This window comes from Acinetobacter schindleri, from assembly GCF_010918895.1.
GTDB lineage: Bacteria > Pseudomonadota > Gammaproteobacteria > Pseudomonadales > Moraxellaceae > Acinetobacter > Acinetobacter schindleri.
Genome location: NZ_CP044483.1, coordinates 541,625 through 559,779 on the forward strand (window position 1 = coordinate 541,625; position 18,155 = coordinate 559,779).

At 44.1% G+C, this 18,155-nt stretch carries 16 protein-coding genes, 1 tRNA gene and 1 pseudogene; 5 read left to right on the plus strand and 13 right to left on the minus strand.

Annotated elements, in window-relative coordinates:
* The first annotated feature begins 43 nt into the window (after positions 1 to 43).
* The gene (locus FSC11_RS02735; protein ID WP_163165015.1) at positions 44 to 694 is read left to right on the plus strand and encodes a S24/S26 family peptidase; all 651 of its coding nucleotides are present in this window, start codon (positions 44 to 46) and stop codon (positions 692 to 694) included.
* Between the two features lie 49 nt (positions 695 to 743).
* Here FSC11_RS02735 and secF read toward each other — a convergent pair whose 3' ends face one another.
* From secF to queA, 8 genes and pseudogenes are all read right to left on the minus strand, one after another.
* The gene (secF, locus tag FSC11_RS02740; protein WP_171056659.1) at positions 744 to 1,718 is read right to left on the minus strand and encodes a protein translocase subunit SecF; all 975 of its coding nucleotides are present in this window, start codon (positions 1,716 to 1,718) and stop codon (positions 744 to 746) included.
* An 8-nt stretch (positions 1,719 to 1,726) separates the two neighbouring features.
* Positions 1,727 to 3,625, minus strand: a complete 1,899-nt coding sequence (secD, locus tag FSC11_RS02745) for a protein translocase subunit SecD (RefSeq protein WP_163165017.1) — start codon at positions 3,623 to 3,625, stop codon at positions 1,727 to 1,729.
* 52 nt (positions 3,626 to 3,677) lie between these two features.
* Positions 3,678 to 4,007 carry a preprotein translocase subunit YajC gene (gene yajC / locus FSC11_RS02750; RefSeq protein WP_004816064.1) on the minus strand — a complete coding sequence of 110 codons (330 nt, stop codon included), beginning with the start codon at positions 4,005 to 4,007 and terminating at the stop codon, positions 3,678 to 3,680.
* Positions 4,008 to 4,109: 102 nt separating this feature from the next.
* Positions 4,110 to 5,240 (minus strand): tRNA guanosine(34) transglycosylase Tgt, encoded by a 1,131-nt coding sequence (tgt, locus tag FSC11_RS02755; RefSeq protein WP_004816067.1) that lies wholly within the window; start codon positions 5,238 to 5,240, stop codon positions 4,110 to 4,112.
* A gap of 159 nt (positions 5,241 to 5,399) precedes the next feature.
* Positions 5,400 to 6,215 (minus strand): annotated as a pseudogene (locus FSC11_RS02760) (hypothetical protein).
* Between the two features lie 111 nt (positions 6,216 to 6,326).
* Entirely contained in the window at positions 6,327 to 6,893 is a 567-nt protein-coding gene (locus tag FSC11_RS02765; RefSeq protein ID WP_163165019.1) for a LemA family protein, read from the minus strand.
* Between the two features lie 24 nt (positions 6,894 to 6,917).
* Positions 6,918 to 7,946, minus strand: coding sequence for a hypothetical protein (locus tag FSC11_RS02770; protein ID WP_163165021.1), 1,029 nt, complete (start codon positions 7,944 to 7,946; stop codon positions 6,918 to 6,920).
* Positions 7,947 to 7,961: 15 nt separating this feature from the next.
* On the minus strand, positions 7,962 to 8,996 hold the full coding sequence (gene queA, locus FSC11_RS02775) for a tRNA preQ1(34) S-adenosylmethionine ribosyltransferase-isomerase QueA (RefSeq protein ID WP_163165023.1): 1,035 nt from the start codon (positions 8,994 to 8,996) through the stop codon (positions 7,962 to 7,964).
* A 168-nt stretch (positions 8,997 to 9,164) separates the two neighbouring features.
* Between queA and FSC11_RS02780 the strand changes: the two genes are divergently transcribed.
* Positions 9,165 to 9,251 (plus strand) — tRNA-Leu (locus tag FSC11_RS02780).
* A gap of 165 nt (positions 9,252 to 9,416) precedes the next feature.
* Here FSC11_RS02780 and FSC11_RS02785 read toward each other — a convergent pair.
* Positions 9,417 to 9,869, minus strand: coding sequence for a hypothetical protein (locus FSC11_RS02785; protein ID WP_163165025.1), 453 nt, complete (start codon positions 9,867 to 9,869; stop codon positions 9,417 to 9,419).
* A gap of 181 nt (positions 9,870 to 10,050) precedes the next feature.
* Here FSC11_RS02785 and FSC11_RS02790 point away from each other — a divergent pair, with 181 nt between their 5' ends.
* A complete protein-coding gene (locus FSC11_RS02790; protein WP_163165027.1) occupies positions 10,051 to 10,473 on the plus strand; it encodes an RcnB family protein in 423 nt (140 codons plus the stop codon).
* A 219-nt stretch (positions 10,474 to 10,692) separates the two neighbouring features.
* Here FSC11_RS02790 and FSC11_RS02795 read toward each other — a convergent pair whose 3' ends face one another.
* On the minus strand, positions 10,693 to 11,187 hold the full coding sequence (locus FSC11_RS02795) for a phosphate-starvation-inducible protein PsiE (RefSeq protein ID WP_004891463.1): 495 nt from the start codon (positions 11,185 to 11,187) through the stop codon (positions 10,693 to 10,695).
* A 181-nt stretch (positions 11,188 to 11,368) separates the two neighbouring features.
* On the opposite strand from FSC11_RS02795, the gene FSC11_RS02800 reads away from it, so the two are divergent.
* Positions 11,369 to 11,575, plus strand: a complete 207-nt coding sequence (locus tag FSC11_RS02800) for a hypothetical protein (protein ID WP_004816085.1) — start codon at positions 11,369 to 11,371, stop codon at positions 11,573 to 11,575.
* A gap of 69 nt (positions 11,576 to 11,644) precedes the next feature.
* Here the strand turns inward: FSC11_RS02800 and FSC11_RS02805 are convergent, their stop codons facing one another.
* The 3 genes from FSC11_RS02805 to FSC11_RS02815 form a co-directional block, all read right to left on the minus strand.
* Positions 11,645 to 13,426, minus strand: coding sequence for an acyl-CoA dehydrogenase C-terminal domain-containing protein (locus FSC11_RS02805; RefSeq protein WP_163165029.1), 1,782 nt, complete (start codon positions 13,424 to 13,426; stop codon positions 11,645 to 11,647).
* Between the two features lie 170 nt (positions 13,427 to 13,596).
* The gene (locus tag FSC11_RS02810) at positions 13,597 to 15,399 is read right to left on the minus strand and encodes an acyl-CoA dehydrogenase C-terminal domain-containing protein (RefSeq protein WP_004816089.1); all 1,803 of its coding nucleotides are present in this window, start codon (positions 15,397 to 15,399) and stop codon (positions 13,597 to 13,599) included.
* 329 nt (positions 15,400 to 15,728) lie between these two features.
* Positions 15,729 to 16,358, minus strand: a complete 630-nt coding sequence (locus FSC11_RS02815; RefSeq protein WP_163165031.1) for a hypothetical protein — start codon at positions 16,356 to 16,358, stop codon at positions 15,729 to 15,731.
* A gap of 136 nt (positions 16,359 to 16,494) precedes the next feature.
* Here FSC11_RS02815 and baeS point away from each other — a divergent pair, with 136 nt between their 5' ends.
* Positions 16,495 to 18,150 (plus strand): sensor histidine kinase efflux regulator BaeS, encoded by a 1,656-nt coding sequence (gene baeS / locus FSC11_RS02820; protein ID WP_004891474.1) that lies wholly within the window; start codon positions 16,495 to 16,497, stop codon positions 18,148 to 18,150.
* Positions 18,151 to 18,155 lie beyond the last annotated feature (5 nt).

Below are 18,155 nucleotides of genomic sequence, written 5' to 3' on the forward strand. Positions count from 1 at the left end.
GGTGCTCAGTAGCACTTAATAAAAATGAAGTCACCCAATTGCGATGAGTACGACAGAACTATTTGAACGTAGACGGGAAAATCTGAGCAGGATCATTGATCAATGGATTGCCAGTCAGCGCTTTAAAACAGGCAAAGAGATCTGTGAATATTATGGCCTGTCTGCGACTTATGTCGCTCAGTTACTGAATAGCAAGCGCCAGATTGGAGAAAAGGTAGCTCGGGAACTGGAACAGCAACTCGGCTTGAAATCCATGAGTCTGGATCAGCAAGAGCTTCAGATAGAACAAATAAAAAATACTCTGGTTCCTCATTTATATAGCATGCAGGCGGTGGAGCAGGAACTGTTTTGCTTAAAGCCTCTGAATGCTGTTCATTATGAAATAGAGCCTACTATTCAGTTGCAGGCGAATCACTATGCGATACAGATTAATGGTGAAGCCTATGCACCTACACTAAAATCGGGTTGGTGGTTGCTATGTGACCGTCAGCAGTCAGCTCAAACAGCTGATTGGCTTTGCATACAGTTCATCAATAAATTCTGTTTAATTTTAGAATTACAGCGAGAAACTGAGCAGGAGTTACAATGTCAAAGTCTGGATGGCAAACGTCAGGTTTGTTTTCAGAAACAGGATGTTCATCAAGCTGATGTAGTAATCGCCATTCTGCATCCAGAACAGATTCAACGGCGATAAAAAAGCCCATCTGTAGATGGGCTTTTCATATTTTAAAAGAAGGCTGAAATTATGGAATTTCGTTTTCTTCCTCAAACTCAGGTTTCACTTGCACAATGAAATCCTGACGGTTCAGGCCACGCCATAAAGCAAAGGCTGTACCGATATAGATCGATGAATAGGTACCTACAAAAACACCAACAAACATTGCGATCGAGAACCATTTCAAACCATCACCACCCATGATCATCATGGCTACGACTACCAGCAATAACGTCATAGAGGTATGAATGGTACGGCGTAAAGTTTCAGTCAAGGCAATATTGATGATTTCCAATGGTTCAGCACCACGGATTTTACGGAAGTTTTCACGAATACGGTCAGAGACCACGATGTTATCGTTGAGTGAGAAGCCGATAATCGCCAACAACGCTGCCAGTACGGTCAGGTCGAATGGCCATTGCATCATGGCAAAGATACCCAGTGTCACCACGATATCGTGGAACAAGGACAGTACTGCACCAATCGCCAGCTTGAATTCAAAGCGGATGGTGACATAAACCAGCATCAGCAGCAGGGCAAGGGCAACCGCACCTGCAGAACGCACGTACAGCTCATTACCGACCTGACCACCAACCACATCAACTTTTGGTACTTCAGCTGCATTACCTGGCAGCTGAACTGCTGTGGTAATGGCTTTGGTCAAGTCTTCTGCTTCAACATCTTCCTGAACAGGCATACGCACCATCAGGTCACGATCTGACCCTAAGGTTTGTACCACAGCATCATTAAAACCAGCTTGACTCAATGCCTGAGTAACTGATTCTGGCTGAACCGGATTGGTATAGTTCAGCTCTGCTGCCACACCACCAGTAAAGTCCAGACCCAAGTTCAAGCCTTTAGTGGCAATAAAGAAGATGCTGGCAACCGTTAATAAAATTGAAAACAATGCCGCAGGCAAAGCAATTTTCATAAACGGGATAACACGTTCGTGATCCGGGCGGCCGTATTGTTTTGAATTAGGTTGAGTATTCTCAGTCATCAGTGATCTCCTTAAATGCTCAACTTTTTCAAGTTACGTTTTTTGCCATAGATGATCTGTACAATCGCACGGGTTACAGTAATTGCTGTAAACATCGAGCAGACAATACCAATCATCAGAGTTACGGCAAAGCCTTTGATCGGGCCGGTACCAATCGCGAACAGAATGAATGCCACCAGGAAGGTAGTTAAGTTCGAGTCGAAAATGGTGTTATAGGCCCGGTCATAACCGGCCACAATCGCCTGTTTCGGCGAGGCCCCCCACTTCATTTCTTCCCGTATCCGCTCGCAGATCAGGACGTTGGCATCGACCGCCATACCAATGGTAATCACGATACCTGCAATACCTGGCAAGGTGAGGGATGCACCAATCCATGACATGACTGTCAGGATCATCGCCAGGTTAAATACCAGCGCAAAGTTGGCAATCACACCAAACAGACGGAAGAACACGACCATCCAGATCGCCACCAGGAGGAAGCCGATTTGGGTAGACAATACACCTTTATCGATGTTTTCCTGCCCCAGACTTGGCCCAATCACACGTTCTTCAACAAAGTACATTGGCGCAGCCAGTGCACCGGCACGTAACATCAAGGCAAGTTCAGATGCTTCCTGTGGAGAATCCAGACCGGTAATACGGAACTGAGAGCCCAATACCGCCTGAATGGTTGCCGCGTTAATTACCACAGATTCGGTATATGGCGTACGAACTTCAGTTTGCTGACCTGTTGCAGGATCTTCAACATAGCTGATCTTCTGCTTGTTCTCGATGAACAGTACAGCCATACGTTTGCCAACGGCATTACGTGTGGCATCCGACATGAGCTTACCGCCCGCAGCATCGAGGGTAATGTTTACCTCAGCACCACCAGTATCCTGGCTAAAGCCACTTGAGGCATTTTGAACACGCTCACCCGTCAGAATACGGGTACGGTTCAGCAATAACTGACGACCGCTGTCCAGAGATTCATAAGCAAATGCTTCAGTACCAGGGGGCAAGGTACCTGTTGCCTGACCCGTATATGGATCGATATATTGATCGTTCAGATCTGAGACCAGACGGAACTCGAGGTTTGCAGTACGGCCAAGGACACGTTTTGCCTCAGCAGTATCCTGAACACCAGGAAGTTCAACCACAATACGGTTGCTGCCCTGAGTTTGTACCAGTGCTTCAGCCACACCTAGCTCGTTAATACGGTTACGCAGCGTGGTTAAGTTCTGGTTGACTGCATAGCTTTCAATTTCCTGCTTACGCACATCGGTATAGTTCAGGCGCAGGGTAGATCCGGTAGCCGTCGCTACAGCCTGCTGGGTGAACTCATTGTCATTACGGCGCAAAAAGTCCATTACCGCAGAACGATCATCATTATTGGCAAACTGCATGGTAATGGTGTTGTTGCTGAGGGTCAGGCTGTTGAATTTCAGATTGTTATCACGTAATTGACGACGCAGGTCAGTTGCCGATGTTTCCATACGCTGCGCAATCGCCTTGTCCATATCCACTTCTAGCAGGAAGTGAACACCACCACGCAAATCCAGACCTAGCTTCATTGGCTTGGCGCCAATTTTTTGCAGCCATTCTGGTGTTGTTGGTGCAAGGTTCAATGCTACAACATAATCATCGCCCAGGCCACGACGCAGTGCTTCCTTGGCTTTGAGCTGTGCTTCGCTAGAATCAACGCGGAGTAAGGCCGCATTGTTGCTGAAGCTGTTGTCATGAGTTGCAATATTTTCAGTTTTTAATAATTGCTCTGCTCTTTGTACGATGCCCGCATCGATCTGAGTGCCGGCTTTGGCACCCGAAATCTGTACGGCAGGTTCATCTGGATACAAACTAGGCAGGGCATATAATGTACTGATCGCCAGGACAACCAGGATCAGTACATATTTCCATGCTGGGTAACGCATTTGTTTTCTTCTTAAAATTAAAAAGTCGTGCAGGGAGCACGACTTCTTTTGATTAAATGTTATTCAAAGTGCCTTCAGGAAGTACTGAGACCACGCTCGCACGCTGAACTTTTACTTCTACGCCACGGTTGAGTTCAACCACAGCAAAGTCACCTTCAATTTTTGTGATTCTGCCCATTAAGCCGCCTGCAAATACCACTTCGCTGCCAACCCCCAGACTTTCAATCAGTGCACGATGCTCTTTGGCACGTTTAGATTGAGGACGCCAGATCAGAAAATAGAAGATTGCTACGAATACCGCAATCATCAAAAGGTTCGCCATCAGACTTGGTTGTTGTGCAGCTTCACCTGCAGCGTGAGCAGTCGAAATAAATAAGCTCATTTACATTTTCCTAAACTAAAAATGGTTAATTAACTGAATGATAATAAATTGACTTGTTCTGCAATTTACCTTGTCTTTTTCTTTAGCGCAAATACTGAAAGATTAATCTTCAGGACAAGGCGGCACTTGCATGCCACGGCGGGCATAAAAGTCCTCAACAAATTGCTCAAATGTGCCTTGATCCAGTGCTTCGCGCATCGCTTCAGTCAGACGCAGGTAATAGCGCAAGTTATGAATCGTACCCAGCATAGAACCTAGCATTTCACCGCATTTTTCAAGGTGAAACAGGTAGGCACGGCTAAAGTTTTGGCAAGTGTAGCAATCGCAGGCTGGATCTAGCGGACTTTGGTCATGACGGTATTTCGCGTTACGGATACGTACTAAACCGCCGGTCACAAAATAATGACCGTTACGTGCATTTCGGGTTGGCATTACGCAGTCGAACATATCGACACCACGGCGTACTGCTTCCACGATGTCTTCCGGTTTGCCGACACCCATCAGGTAACGTGGTTTATCTTCCGGCATTTTCTCTGGAAGATAATCCAGCACCTTGATCATTTCTTCTTTCGGTTCACCAACAGACAGACCACCAATGGCATAACCATCAAAGCCGATTTCAAGCAGGCCTTTTAAGGATTCATCACGCAAATCTTCGTACATACCGCCTTGAATAATCCCGAACAGGGCATTGCGGTTTTTCAGTACGTCGTGATGTTGAGTCTTACAGCGTTTTGCCCAACGTAAAGACAGTTGTAGCGATTTCTGTGCTTCTTCATGCGTTGCCGGATAAGGCGTACATTCGTCAAAAATCATCACGATGTCAGAGTTCAAGGTGTGCTGAATGTCCATCGAGATTTCAGGAGACAGGAATACTTTAGAACCATCAATCGGCGAGCGGAAGGTCACGCCTTCTTCCTTGATTTTACGCATCGCACCGAGGCTAAACACCTGGAAGCCACCAGAATCGGTCAGGATCGGGTTGTTCCATTTCATGAACTGATGCAGACCACCATGCTCACGGATGACATCCAGACCTGGACGCAGGTACAGATGGAAGGTATTGCCCAGAATTACCTGAGACTTAATTTCTTTAATGTCACGAGGCAACATGCCTTTTACCGTGCCATAAGTCCCCACCGGCATGAACATTGGGGTTTCAACCACGCCATGCTCAAGCGTTAAACGGCCACGACGGGCACGGCCCGACTGCGCTAATTTTTCAAACTTCATAGGAGTTCCAAATCAAGGCGAAAAAACAGTTCGCTGATTGTTAATGCTAAAACCGGCTATTTTCCTTGATTCTGACCGTAAACACCAGCGCTCCATCCAGTCTGGGCTGTTTTATTTATGTTGCCTGTATGAATAAAAAATGAAGAATAAGCTTGCGATCTAACGTTCAAACTGGCGGATGCGCTCCTGAATTTCCGCTTGTGTCATGGCACAACTGCCATCAATTTCAGTTGCCATCGCTGCGATATACTGGATCAGTTTCTGGATATAAAGATTAGCATCGATAAAATGCGGTTCCAGCGTCAGTAAATAGGCCTGATGGGCTACATGTAAATAATCATAAGCTTCTAACTTGACCAGCTGCGCCAGATCAATCAGCAGATCTTTATCGTTCTGGTTTAGCTTAAATGACTTTGACACAGCAGGTTGATTTGCAGACTGTTTGCTGAACAGAAACTGTTGTCTTAATGAACTTTCCTGATTTAGAGAAATAGCCGATTGGAATTCTATTTGTGGCTGTGTTGGCATATGGATAAAAAACACAATCCGGTTTAAGTCCAGACCATAATCCTGTTCCAGAGCATCACGTGCCTGTTGAAAGAGCTTTAGCAGCACATCCAGTGTATTGGCCTGATCGGTCTTGCTATGTTCCAGCAAAGGATTGCCAAAACTATGCTGGTTCTTGAAATAGCTGTCCAGCAGTGCACGAAACTGCGTCATACCATTATTAGAACTGTGGATGGTACGGCAACGCCATTTCGCTGCATTCCAGCGTTCAGTTTCAGAAAGATACTGTGCACGATCTTCCTGATCATTAAAAATACTGCGTTCGGTTGAAATGGCGAGATAATCCACTCGCAGAAACTCGTCAAAGACCAGGCTACAGGCATATATTCCGTCGTCACTATAATGATCATAGAGTTGATAAAACTCCTAGATCAGGACTTCCTTTAAGGTATCGAGATGATCCAGCATAGTTTTAATTCTTTATTTTTATTTTGAAGCAAAGTGCCTTAGCTGGAATCTCCTGATTCATCGCTAAGGCAGTTGGATATTTCTTATCATCGCATAAATATACGTCAGGGTTTAAAAATTCGGACGATAGTCAAAACTTTGGGTCACGGCCTGATCGCGGAAGGGACGCACAGCTTTCTTTTGTAGCAGCATGTTATTGACTATATTATGCGGGAAAACCTGAATCTGGTTATTGAACAGTTCAACATTACGATTATAGATACTGATTGCGGCACCGACATTTTCATTCTGTTCTTCAATTTCATTCATCATTTTCAGATAAATTTCATTGGCTTTCAATTCAGGATAGTTTTCGATCACCACATTCAGATTATGCATCAGCTCCCGGTTCAGGCTTTCAATGCGCTGTAACTGCCCAATATCGGCATCTTTAATATTCAGGTTCATGATGTTCTGACGCAGTTCAGTCACTTTCTCCAGCGTGCCTTTTTCGAAACTGGAATACTGCTCGACCAAAGGTTGCAGGCCATCCAGAATTTTCAGTTTCTGCCGTTCATAGCTGGCAACATCAGACCATGCACGAATTGTGGCATTATGATAACGTACGATACTGTTGCGGATCATGATGATGGCAACAATCACCAGAATCGGGATAATGACAAAAACAACAAATCCCATAAAAGCAGTCCCCAGAGAAAATAATTATTTTAAAAACTGAATCAGGTCAGTTTGCAGCTTTTCCAGTTCTACTAATTTAAACGTTCTCAGATGTCCACGCAATGCAGAAATATCTTGGATATTTTGCTTGCGTTCAGGCGCATTAAAAATGTCATGTGGCCCTAAATAGCACAGCACACGTTGTTGGCGATGAAAAATAAGATCGCCTTCACGGTACTGGAAAAATTGACTTAATCGGAGCACAAAACCCGGGCTAAGCTGTTTTGCCATTTGCATGGGATCTGTGCCATAAAATTTTAAACGCTGATTGGTGCGTATATCACTGCTATGCCAAGGATGGCGATAAGGTGAGGGGAATGGACGTCTTGATGTGCTAATGGCAAGCCCTTGCACAGAGACATCAAAGACAAATGCACCCCACAAATTTTTATGTTGTTCAATGAGTTTGACGGTATTGCCATTTTTGTCGATGGTTTTAATTTCATCTACATAGTGGTATTCAAACAACAAGACTTGGTGTTCTTGTTCATTTTCATCTAACCATGTGGTGCTGGCATAACGTGAGATGTCATTGCGTAATGAGCCACGTTCAAATACAGGAAAAAGACGTTTTAAATTGCCAATAAATTGCCGAGGATTAAGTGGCATTGAAATATGCTGTGGCTGTTGTTGAAAGTGGAGATGATATTTATGTGTCAGCACACGTTCTTCTAAATATTCAATCACATCATTGATGGAGTGCTCTTGCTCATAAATCAGATAGGCCCAAAACAACATGCCAAAACCCAAGGCAAAATTGCATTGCAGCCAGAAATTGTGCGGTGCAATGATAAGGCTGAATACTTGCATCAAACCAAAGAGTGCCAGGAACCACGGCAGGGTGTTTTCAAATTTTAGAGAAATTGAACCTTGCCATGGATGCAAGCCATTAAGAATGTCCTGATGGCTTTTGGCATCACTCGATAAGTGCCACAGCCGATCGATATTTTTAAACACCACTTCATTTTTCTTACGACGAATATGAATGGAGCGTTGCACTGCATCGATCGGCATAGGCGGGTCCTGTAATTATTTGGCCTGATCAATCAGCATGGCATCACCATAGCTGAAGAAGCGGTATTTGCTTTCTACGGCATGCTTATAGGCATTTAGAATATTGTCACGATTTGACAACGCTGATACCAGCATTAGCAGGGTAGATTCAGGCAAATGGAAGTTGGTAATCAGACGATCTACCACTTTAAACTCATAACCCGGATAAATGAAGATTTGGGTGTCACCAGTCCAGCCTTTCAGCTCACCACCATTGGCCTGTGCCGCACTTTCAGTCGCGCGAGTCGCTGTTGTACCGACAGCAATGACTTTATTGCCACGTTCTTTGGTGGCTTTAATCAGCGCCATAGATGCATCAGACACTTGGCACCATTCGCTGTGCATGATGTGATTTTCAATATCGCTGGTGCGCACGGGTAAAAATGTACCTGCGCCAACATGCAAGGTTACGAAAGTTTTTTGAATGCCTTTTTCTTCCAGTTTTTTCAATAAATCTTCGTCAAAGTGCAAGGAGGCGGTCGGGGCGGCAACGCTGGCAATTTTAGTCGGGTCGTTAAAGACCGTCTGATAGCGTAAAGTATCAATCTCTTCCGCTTCACGGTTGAAATAAGGTGGAATAGGCAGGGCGCCGTATTGATCCAGGACATCTAAAATCGGCTGGGAGAATTCCACAACAAACAGATTCTCATGACGGCCTTGAACAGTCACTTTAACGGCATCTGGGCCAATAAACAGTTCAGCACCGGCTTTCGGTGTATTGCTGGCTTTAATGTGACAGTGCGCGATGAACTGATCCATCATGCGTTCAACCAGAACTTCAACTGCACCACCTGACGCACGTTTACCTTTCAGGCGGGCTTTCATCACCTTGGTATCGTTCAGAATCAGCAAATCACCTTCATTCAATAAATCCAGAATGTCGGTAAATTGGTGGTCATGATATTGACCTTCAGCATCGAGGTGTAAAAGGCGAGAAGCACTACGTTGTTCAAGCGGATAGCGAGCAATCAGCTCATCTGGGAGATCAAAGCTAAAATCAGAAAGTTGCATGACAAGTTACGGTAATAAAAACTGGGCTTAGTATAAACTTTTTTCCTTTTTAGGGAGGAAATTGCAGCTTTATAGATCAAAAAAATGAGTTTTGTTTTAAAATTAAACAAATGCGGAGAATCTGCGTTGACATCTGATCGAAACCGGGTAATATACCTTTCATCCACTCCCGAGGTGGTGAAATTGGTAGACGCGGTGGACTCAAAATCCACTGTCAGCGATGACGTGTCGGTTCGAGTCCGACCCTCGGGACCAAAATTCTAAAGAGCCCTAAGCATATTCAGTCTTGGGGTTTTTTATTGCCTGATATTTAATTTAACTATTTTAATTCCTTTAATTTCAGTAACTAAAGTGTTAAATGAATTCTTTGCTATAAAAAAATCCCTCTAAATTTAGAGGGATTTTTTTATTTCAAAAGCTTTAGGGTGCAGGATTTGGTGGAACCAGTTTATCCAAATCTTTATCGGACATCTGGTCGAGTTCAGCAATATCGGTTTTGATTTTCCATTGAGATTCATCATCCACCGGATTCGGCAGGCGTGCTTCTAACCAGTCACATACCACATCCGGCGGGAAATCTGTATGATTGCATTGAATCACCCAGCACAGGAAATCCTTCGCTTCACCATTCATATACGGAGGAGGGGATACCGGTAAAAACTGCGTTGGCAGGCGTTCATTCTTAGAAATATAATTCAGAACATGACCGAGTTCCTGTACAGTTTGCCAAGCCAGCGGATGGTCTACATCAATACGGAACTTGAACCACCATGCCTGCTTGCCATCAGATCCATAGCTATCAATCAGGTTTTTCTGAACACTTGGGACTTTACAGAAATATTCATATAAACGATCAAAACTTAAATCGGACACGATGTTGGACTCAAAATTCGGAAAATCAAAGTTTAGCACAAAGCATGCACGCAGCACCTGAGCCGCAGCACAAATGTCTTTTCACTATCGGCTGTAAAACCTTGTGGTATAACTGCATAAATTCATATTTTCTCCGTAAATTCTGTATAAAATATAGGCAAACCTATCAAAGGAAGTTCCTATGAAAATCATCTTGTCCGGCGCCTGTCTAGCTGCACTATTATTTGGAGCTTCTGTCCCAGCTGTAGCAGGAAATAACTGGGTCGGCTATACCAGCAAAGAGACTTATAAACGCCCGCAGCACCCACGCCCACCACAGCAGCATTATCCGCAGCGTCCGCGACCGCCTGCCCATCATTATCCGAATCAGTGGGGCCACCCATCGATTAAAAACGGGGTGAGTATTCGTTATCAGGCACCGACCACTATTTATCAAAACTCGACCAGCTATAGCTGGGTAAATGGTGATCCGAATGTGGCACATATTGAAAGCTCACGTTATGTATTGATCAATGACTGGCGCCGTTTGGGTCTACCTGATCCGCCTACTGGAATGCACTGGATTTATGAAAATGGACGTTATGTCTTGGTGAATAATCGTTAAACCGTCCTAAATGAATGAAGAAATACTTCAGTTATGCCTAAATAACTCAAAAAAACCAAAACAGCTCCCTCACCGGTAAGGAGATGATTAGGGTGAAATGATTTGAAATAATTGTTTCTCAAATTCTAAATGAGATTGACACATATAAATTAAGTCCCTCTCTTTAACTCTCTCCCAAAGGGAGAGAGTACTCTTCAATATGGTTATGAAGAAAACATTTTATGCCAACTCATCATCTTCAGGGCGAGGGGTCTTGCCTTGAGGAACTGGTTTTTCAGTATGTTTGTCTCGGATAATTGATGGATAGTTCCAGGATGCATAACGCACAATTAAAATGGCGAAAGCCAAAATGAGGATAGAACCCGTAATAATCACTTGATCCATACTGGCTTTATGCGTGTGTTGAATATCAGAAATCAAGAGACGTGTCAGCGCAGTAATCGCAATATAAATCAGGAATCGAACTGGCATATGATTGGTTTTAAAATAAATACCCACCATCGCGCCTAATTCAAGATAGATAAATAACAGCAGAATATCATCAATACTGGCAAATTTTTTGACTGTCAAAATGTCGATGACGGTATGACCGGCAGACCAGATCACCATACAGCCAATAATGAACAGGGCGAGATAATGAAAACTTTCTACGGCAAGATTACCGCCGCGGTCGAGGAGGGCTTCTATTTTCTTGGCTTTGGAATTAGGTTTCATCACTATGTCCTCCTGATTAAAAATAAATAATTTATAAATCTCAGGAAATTTTCTGCAAATTTCATGCAAAGAAAATGAAAATATGGAAAATAAAAATGTAAAAAGATGAAAAAGTGTACTTTTTTCATACCAAATTGCTATATTGTAGAAGTTGTACATCGAATAATGAGGGAGAAAAAAGATGTTAGAAAAAATCCAAAATAAGATCAGTCAATTAGAAACAGGCAAAAAATTAATTCTGGGTACAGGGATTAAAAGTGATGACATGCAGAAAGTATTAGAGTTATGTGAATCTTTGCAGTCTGAAGGGGAAATCCGAATTGTGAACAAGCATCTGAATCCTAAGGTGGCCAATCAGCCAGATACGATTCTGATCGAAAAAGTTTAAAAGAATAATAAAAAAACGCCTGCAATTGCAGGCGTTTTTTTATGACTTAAATCTTAAGACTTAACTATCTTAAGACTGAGTTGTGAAGTACTCTTCAGAGAACTGTGTTAATGCTTCTGAACCTGCTTTGACTTTAGTAATACGCAGTGCCAGTTCAGGCAGAATGCGTTGTACGAAATAACGAGCAAGACCCAGTTTGTTCTGATAGAACTCACCTTGTTTATCTTTCGCAGCATGGGCAATGCGCGCGAACATATAAGAGAAGCTCAACAGGCCTACTGCATGCAGGTAATCTACTGCTGCACCATTCGCATATTCTGGATTTTCTTTCGCAGCTTCAATAATATGCTGGGTTACTGCTTCAACTTCTGCAGCCGCATCAAGGGTCGCATCTTTAATGAAGTTCAGGTCAGCATCCAGTGCATTGGTAAAATCACGGATTTCCTGAATGTATTCAGCAATAAATTCACCGTTACATTTAATGGTCTTACGGCCAATCAAGTCTTGTGATTGAACACCATTAGTCCCTTCGTAAATCTGTGAAATACGTAAATCACGGATACACTGTTCCATACCCCATTCACGAATATAACCATGACCACCGAAGACCATTTGTGCATCAAGTGTTGCATTGAAGGCTGTATCAGTCAGATACGCTTTCGCGATCGGTGTTAACAGTGCAACACGATCATTGGCTTTCTTGATTGCTTCTGCATCAGTCGAGAACTTGGTGATGTCAAGCTGTTGACCAACGTACACAGCGAATGCACGAGAGGCTTCATTGTTTGCACGTACATTTAAAAGCATACGACGGACATCGCCATGTACTAAAATGCTGTCAGCTGGTTTGTTTGGAGACTGAACGCCAGAAGCACTACGGCCTTGCAGACGATCTGTCGCATATTGCGCCGCATTTTGGTAAGCGAATTCAGAAGCGCCTAAGCCCTGGATCCCCATAGACAGACGTTCGTAGTTCATCATCACGAACATGGCTGCCAGGCCTTCGTTTTCTTTACCTACCAGGTAACCTTTGGCACCGTCGAAGTTCATGACACAAGTGGCAGATGCTTTGATCCCCATTTTGTGTTCAATCGAACCTGGACCTACCGGGTTACGTTCGCCCATCGAACCATCTTCATTCACCAGGAATTTAGGCACGATGAACAGGGAAATACCGCGAGAGCCCGCAGGCGCATCTGGCGTTTTTGCCAATACCAGGTGAATAATGTTCTCAGCCAGGTCGTGGTCACCACCAGTAATGAAGATTTTGGTACCGGTAATGCTGTAAGTACCATCCTCATTGCGTTCAGCTTTGGTTTTGATGATACCCAGGTCAGTACCCGCATGTGGTTCGGTTAGACACATGGTGCCTGACCATTCGCCAGAATAGATTTTTGGCAGGTAAGTTTCTTTTTGCGCTTGAGAACCATAGCTGTTCAATGCCATACCCGCACCGACAGACAGCAATGGATACAGCATGAAAGACGGGTTAGTAGCGAAAAGCATTTCATCTGACAGAACGGTCAGCATTTTTGGCATTTCCTGACCGCCCCATTCAGCATCAGCACCAAGGCCAATCCAGCCGCCTTCAGCATATTGTTTGAATGCTTCTTTAAAGCCTGCAGGTGTGGTCACAGCGCCATTTTCATATTTCGCGCCTTCTTCATCACCGGTACGGTTCAATGGAAGGGTGACGTTCTGCGCAAATTTAGCCATTTCTTCAAGAATTGCTTCTGCTGTTGCAGCGTCTAAATGAGCTAAATTTTCATTGGCTTGCCAGAATTGTTCGGCATTGAATACATCGTTCAGGATGAATTTCATATCGGCAAGTGGCGCGTTATAAATTGGCATAGTGGGTCACCTGTTTCTTGTTTGAATCGATTGATTTTGAGTCAGTCTAATGCATTAAAAATCTTATTGTTAGACGACTAAAGGTTAATTCTGTAACGCTTTATAAAGAAAAAGGACGCTTTAAAAGTAACCGTCCTTTTCCTTGTTTCTGCATTTAAAATTGCATCAGCTTAGAATGCGAAATGTTCCGCATCCAGGCTCATTAACGGCTCTACACCAGTCGCAATCAGGTCAACGTGTGAACGAACACGTGGCAGGATTTTCTTGAAGTAGAAACGTGCAGTCGTCAGCTTCGCGTTGTAGAAGTCTACGTCTGTAGTACCTGCAGCCAATTGCTCTTGAGCAACCAGTGCCATACGTGCCCATAGGTAAGCAAGCGTTACATAACCAGAGAAGTACAGGTAGTCTACTGCAGCAGCACCCACTTCTTCAGGGTTTTGCATTGCACGCATACCGATCTGCATGGTCAGGTCGCCCCATTCCTTGTTCAGTGCAGCCAATGGTTCAACGAACTCTTTCAGACCAGCGTTGTCTTTGTTCGCTTCAGCAAACTTGTGGATGATCTTGGTGAAGTCTTTCAACATTGCACCTTGAGTACCCAAAACTTTACGGCCTAACAGGTCAAGCGCCTGGATTTCAGTCGTACCTTCGTACAGGCAGGCAATACGTGTATCACGTACGATTTGCTCCATGCCGTGCTCAGAGATAAAGCCGTGACCACCAAATACCTGTACGCCATGTTTAGCAGCTTCTGAACCAGTTTCAGTCAGGAATGCTTTCGCAATTGGCGTCAATAGAGACAGGATGTTGTCAGCAAATTTGCGGTCTGCTTCTTCTACACCATGTTCAACCACGTCTGCATATTGCGCTAACAGGTAAACCAGTGCACGACCACCTTCAGCAAATGCTTTTTGAGTTAACAGCATATTACGTACTGCCGGGTGAACGATAATCGGGTCTGCTTCTTTTTCAGGTGCTTTAGGACCAGTTAAAGAACGCATTGCCAAACGGTCTTTGGCATAAGCTAACGCGCCTTGGAAAGAAGACTCAGATGCAGACAAACCTTGTACAGCAGTACCGATACGTGCAGTGTTCATGAAAGTGAACATGCAGTTCAGACCACGGTTTTCAGGTCCAATCAGGAAGCCTTTTGCGTTATCAAAGTTGATGACACATGTTGCATTACCATGGATCCCCATTTTGTGTTCGATCGAACCACAACGTACGCCATTACGCTCACCGATAGAACCGTCAGCATTCAGGTTGAACTTCGGTACGATGAACAGTGAAATACCTTTAGTACCTTTAGGTGCACCCGGTAGACGAGCCAGTACGATATGGATGATGTTTTCAGCCATGTCATGTTCACCAGCAGAGATAAAGATCTTCTCGCCAGAGATTGCATAGCTGCCGTCCGCTTGTGGCTCAGCTTTAGTACGGATAATACCCAGGTCAGAACCTGCATGAGATTCTGTCAGACACATCGTACCTGTCCAGACACCTGATACCAGGTTAGGCAGGTAAGCATCTTTTTGTTCTTGAGAACCATGGTGTTCTAAAGTACGTACCGCACCATGAGACAGGCCAGGGTACATGCCCCATGCCCAGTTCGCAGTACCGACCATTTCAGAAATAGTAATACCTAAAGAGTTCGGTAAGCCTTGGCCGCCATATTGCTCTTCCGCAGAAAGAGAAGGGAAGCCAAGTTCGATGTATTTTTGATACGCTTCTTTAAAACCTGTTGGAGTCGTTACAACACCGTCGTTCCAGGTACAGCCTTCGCGGTCACCCACCTGGTTTAAAGGAGATAATTCATTTTCACAGAAATCAGCAGCAGCTTCCAGGTACTGGTCCACGAGCTCACGGCTTACGTTGTCTTGGAATGCAGGCAGGCTGGCATAATGTTGTTCAACATTTAAAAGCTCATGCAAAACAAATTGCATATCACGTAAGGGCGCTTTGTATTGTGGCATATCGGTTTCCTCAATACTGGTTTATACCAGCGTTATAATCCTGAATTAAATTGAAACGTGCCTTCATTGACACGTATTGACATGGTCTAATCGTGCAACATCTTCCTTGTTGGCACAAGCATTTCAAGGCTATTTCTTGGTGACTGTAAAGTCAAAGATAATTACCCTTGAAATCTTAAGTATATTGAGTGTAAACGTTTTTATAAAAAAATATCTGACACGAATGGTCAAAAACCTGCACACTTAGATAGACTTAGTTCTAACAATCAACACGCATAAAAAAAGACACCCGGAAGTGCCTTTTTTAATAATAAATTTGAAACGTTCAGTTAAGAAGCCTTAACGGCTGGTGCTTTAACTGAAGCATTTGGCTGGAAACGGACGTGACACTGACCATTAATGGTTTTTTCACCTATTTTGAGCTGTACAGCTGCGCCATCTTTTTTACCCTGACAGGCCTGAACAACAGCTTTTTGCTGTGCCTGACGTTCAGCCAGACGCTGGTCAAACTGTTTTACCATTTCCGCACGTTGCGCATCAGTCAATGCTTCACCACGGTTTAATGCTCCGCGAAAGTCACCACGCATTGGGCGATGTTCACCTTTCATACCACGGAACTCGCCACGCGCAGCTTTTATATCTTTACGGTCTGCTTTGAAAAAGATCTGACAAGTACCGTCTACAGTTTTATCATTGGCCTTCACCTGAATTGCACTGCCAATAGCTTTGTTATCACAGGCCTGTTGCATTTGCTTATGCAGCTGCGCACGTTGTGCACGCATTTGCTTGAACTGTTCACGCTGTTCTGGAGTCAGGTGACGACCTTTATGATCTTGATGATGTTTCATCATTTGCGGATGATCTTCACTTGGTGCATGCTTGGTCGATTGACACGCGGTCAATGCCCCCATTGATAATATACTTGCACCCAGAACGATGATTTTTGTCATTGCTTTCATTGTATTTGTCTCCAAGCTACGAGCCTGATCTATATGTTGCAAAGAATAAACAATAAAGATGAAGAAACAATGAAGAGTTTTTTCAGCTTGTGTTCGCTACAATAATGAATCTAGAGGAAAAACTGAGACTCTGCTTTTGAATATTCGCCGCATTCCGATTGCACTCCGGCTGTTTTTAACAGTGCTGTTTACCACCTTGGTGATTACCACGGTGAGTCTCGGTGTGCTTCATCTCAACATGCAGCGTAATTTCACTCGCTATGTCGCTGATGTAGAAATGCAGAAACTGGATCATGTCATTGAAAACCTGGCCGAAGTCTATGGCGTTTATAATGACTGGGGCAATGCAATTCAGGCTCAGATTCTACAGATCGAAGGTGAGGCAGCGCCGGATGATTATGACCGTCTGTCACGCTGGTGGTTACGTCGTCAGTATGACATTGCCTTACAGCAACGTTATTTTCAGGACCACACCTTAGCCAATGTAGCACCAAGCCTGATGGGCACAGATGCTGAACAGCGTACTGTAAATGAGGAAGAACTACGTGTATTGGCAGCAAATTTACCTTCGCAGTTTCAGCCTTTTGAAGGTTTAAAGTTCCCGCTGAGTTCTAATCAGAACCTGTTTAGAACCGATCGTAAAAATGGCTCGCAGTTAACAACACAGCCGCAAGCGGGTAAAAAACAGTTTATCCAGATGCCTGACCGTTTGGGTCTGAGCTCACGTTTATCTCTTTATGACGCCAAACGCCGTTTTGTCGTAGGTGAACCTTCGGATGAGCAGATTTCTTATCGCCCGATTATGGTAGACGATAAAATTGTCGGTTACTTGGGGCTAAAACCGGTACTGGATCAGGAAGATGCATTAAGTATCAATTTCTTTAGTAATCAGAAACGTTACCTGTTCCTGGTATATGGCCTCAGTATCCTGACCAGTCTGATCGCTGCACTCCTGTTAGCGACTTATTTCAAAAAGCCGATTCAACGCTTGTTGCAAGGTACACGTGAGTTAACCAAAGGTAATTATCAGCATCAGGTTAAAGTCAACCGCAATGATGAGCTAGGTGATTTATCCAATGAGTTAAATCAATTAGCTGTCATTCTCAATCAACATGAGACTTCACGTCGCCAATGGGTAGCAGATACCTCGCATGAGCTGAAAACACCACTAGCCGTGTTGCAGGCACAGATTGAAGCGATGCAGGATGGAATCCGTAAGCCAACTCCAGAACATTTTGCTTCGATGCTGGCACAGGTGACCAGTCTGAAAAAACTGACTCTAGATTTGGCAGCCTTGGCACAGGCTGATGCCCAGCAATTACAGATGTACGTCAGTACGATTAATCCATGGGATGTGGTACAGCAGGAATTAATGAACTTCCATCCAAAGTTTGAACAGGCGCAATTAACTGTGACTGCGGAAGGTGAAGGCGCAGACGTAGAGCTAGATCTGGACCGCTTTAAACAGATCGTGGCCAATTTGCTGAGCAACAGTATTCGCTATACTGAAGCGGGTGGACAGGTACATATTCATACTGAACAGAATGACAAAGAATGGACCTTATATGTCGATGACAGTCCGTTTGGTCTGACCGATGAACAGCTGGCCCGAATAGGTGAACGTTTCTATCGTGTAGATGACTCGCGTACCCGTGCCACTGGTGGTACCGGACTGGGTTTGGCATTATCGTGTAAAATTACGCAAGCATTAGGTGGAAGTTTAAGCTTCGATCATTCGCCACTTGGTGGATTACGTTGCAAACTGACTTTTCCTAAACAAATAAAATCATAAGGAAG

Excerpts from the sequence above, each read along its gene's own strand:
- secD (WP_163165017.1), bottom strand. The coding sequence starts at position 3,625 with ATGCGTTACCCAGCATGGAAATATGTACTGATCCTGGTTGTCCTGGCG.
- yajC (WP_004816064.1), bottom strand. The coding sequence starts at position 4,007 with ATGAGCTTATTTATTTCGACTGCTCACGCTGCAGGTGAAGCTGCACAA.
- tgt (WP_004816067.1), bottom strand. The coding sequence starts at position 5,240 with ATGAAGTTTGAAAAATTAGCGCAGTCGGGCCGTGCCCGTCGTGGCCGT.
- FSC11_RS02795 (WP_004891463.1), bottom strand. The coding sequence starts at position 11,187 with ATGAAACCTAATTCCAAAGCCAAGAAAATAGAAGCCCTCCTCGACCGC.
- FSC11_RS02800 (WP_004816085.1), top strand. The coding sequence starts at position 11,369 with ATGTTAGAAAAAATCCAAAATAAGATCAGTCAATTAGAAACAGGCAAA.
- FSC11_RS02810 (WP_004816089.1), bottom strand. The coding sequence starts at position 15,399 with ATGCCACAATACAAAGCGCCCTTACGTGATATGCAATTTGTTTTGCAT.
- FSC11_RS02805 (WP_163165029.1), bottom strand. The coding sequence starts at position 13,426 with ATGCCAATTTATAACGCGCCACTTGCCGATATGAAATTCATCCTGAAC.
- FSC11_RS02765 (WP_163165019.1), bottom strand. The coding sequence starts at position 6,893 with ATGGGATTTGTTGTTTTTGTCATTATCCCGATTCTGGTGATTGTTGCC.
- queA (WP_163165023.1), bottom strand. The coding sequence starts at position 8,996 with ATGCAACTTTCTGATTTTAGCTTTGATCTCCCAGATGAGCTGATTGCT.
- FSC11_RS02735 (WP_163165015.1), top strand. The coding sequence starts at position 44 with ATGAGTACGACAGAACTATTTGAACGTAGACGGGAAAATCTGAGCAGG.
- FSC11_RS02770 (WP_163165021.1), bottom strand. The coding sequence starts at position 7,946 with ATGCCGATCGATGCAGTGCAACGCTCCATTCATATTCGTCGTAAGAAA.
- FSC11_RS02815 (WP_163165031.1), bottom strand. The coding sequence starts at position 16,358 with ATGAAAGCAATGACAAAAATCATCGTTCTGGGTGCAAGTATATTATCA.
- FSC11_RS02790 (WP_163165027.1), top strand. The coding sequence starts at position 10,051 with ATGAAAATCATCTTGTCCGGCGCCTGTCTAGCTGCACTATTATTTGGA.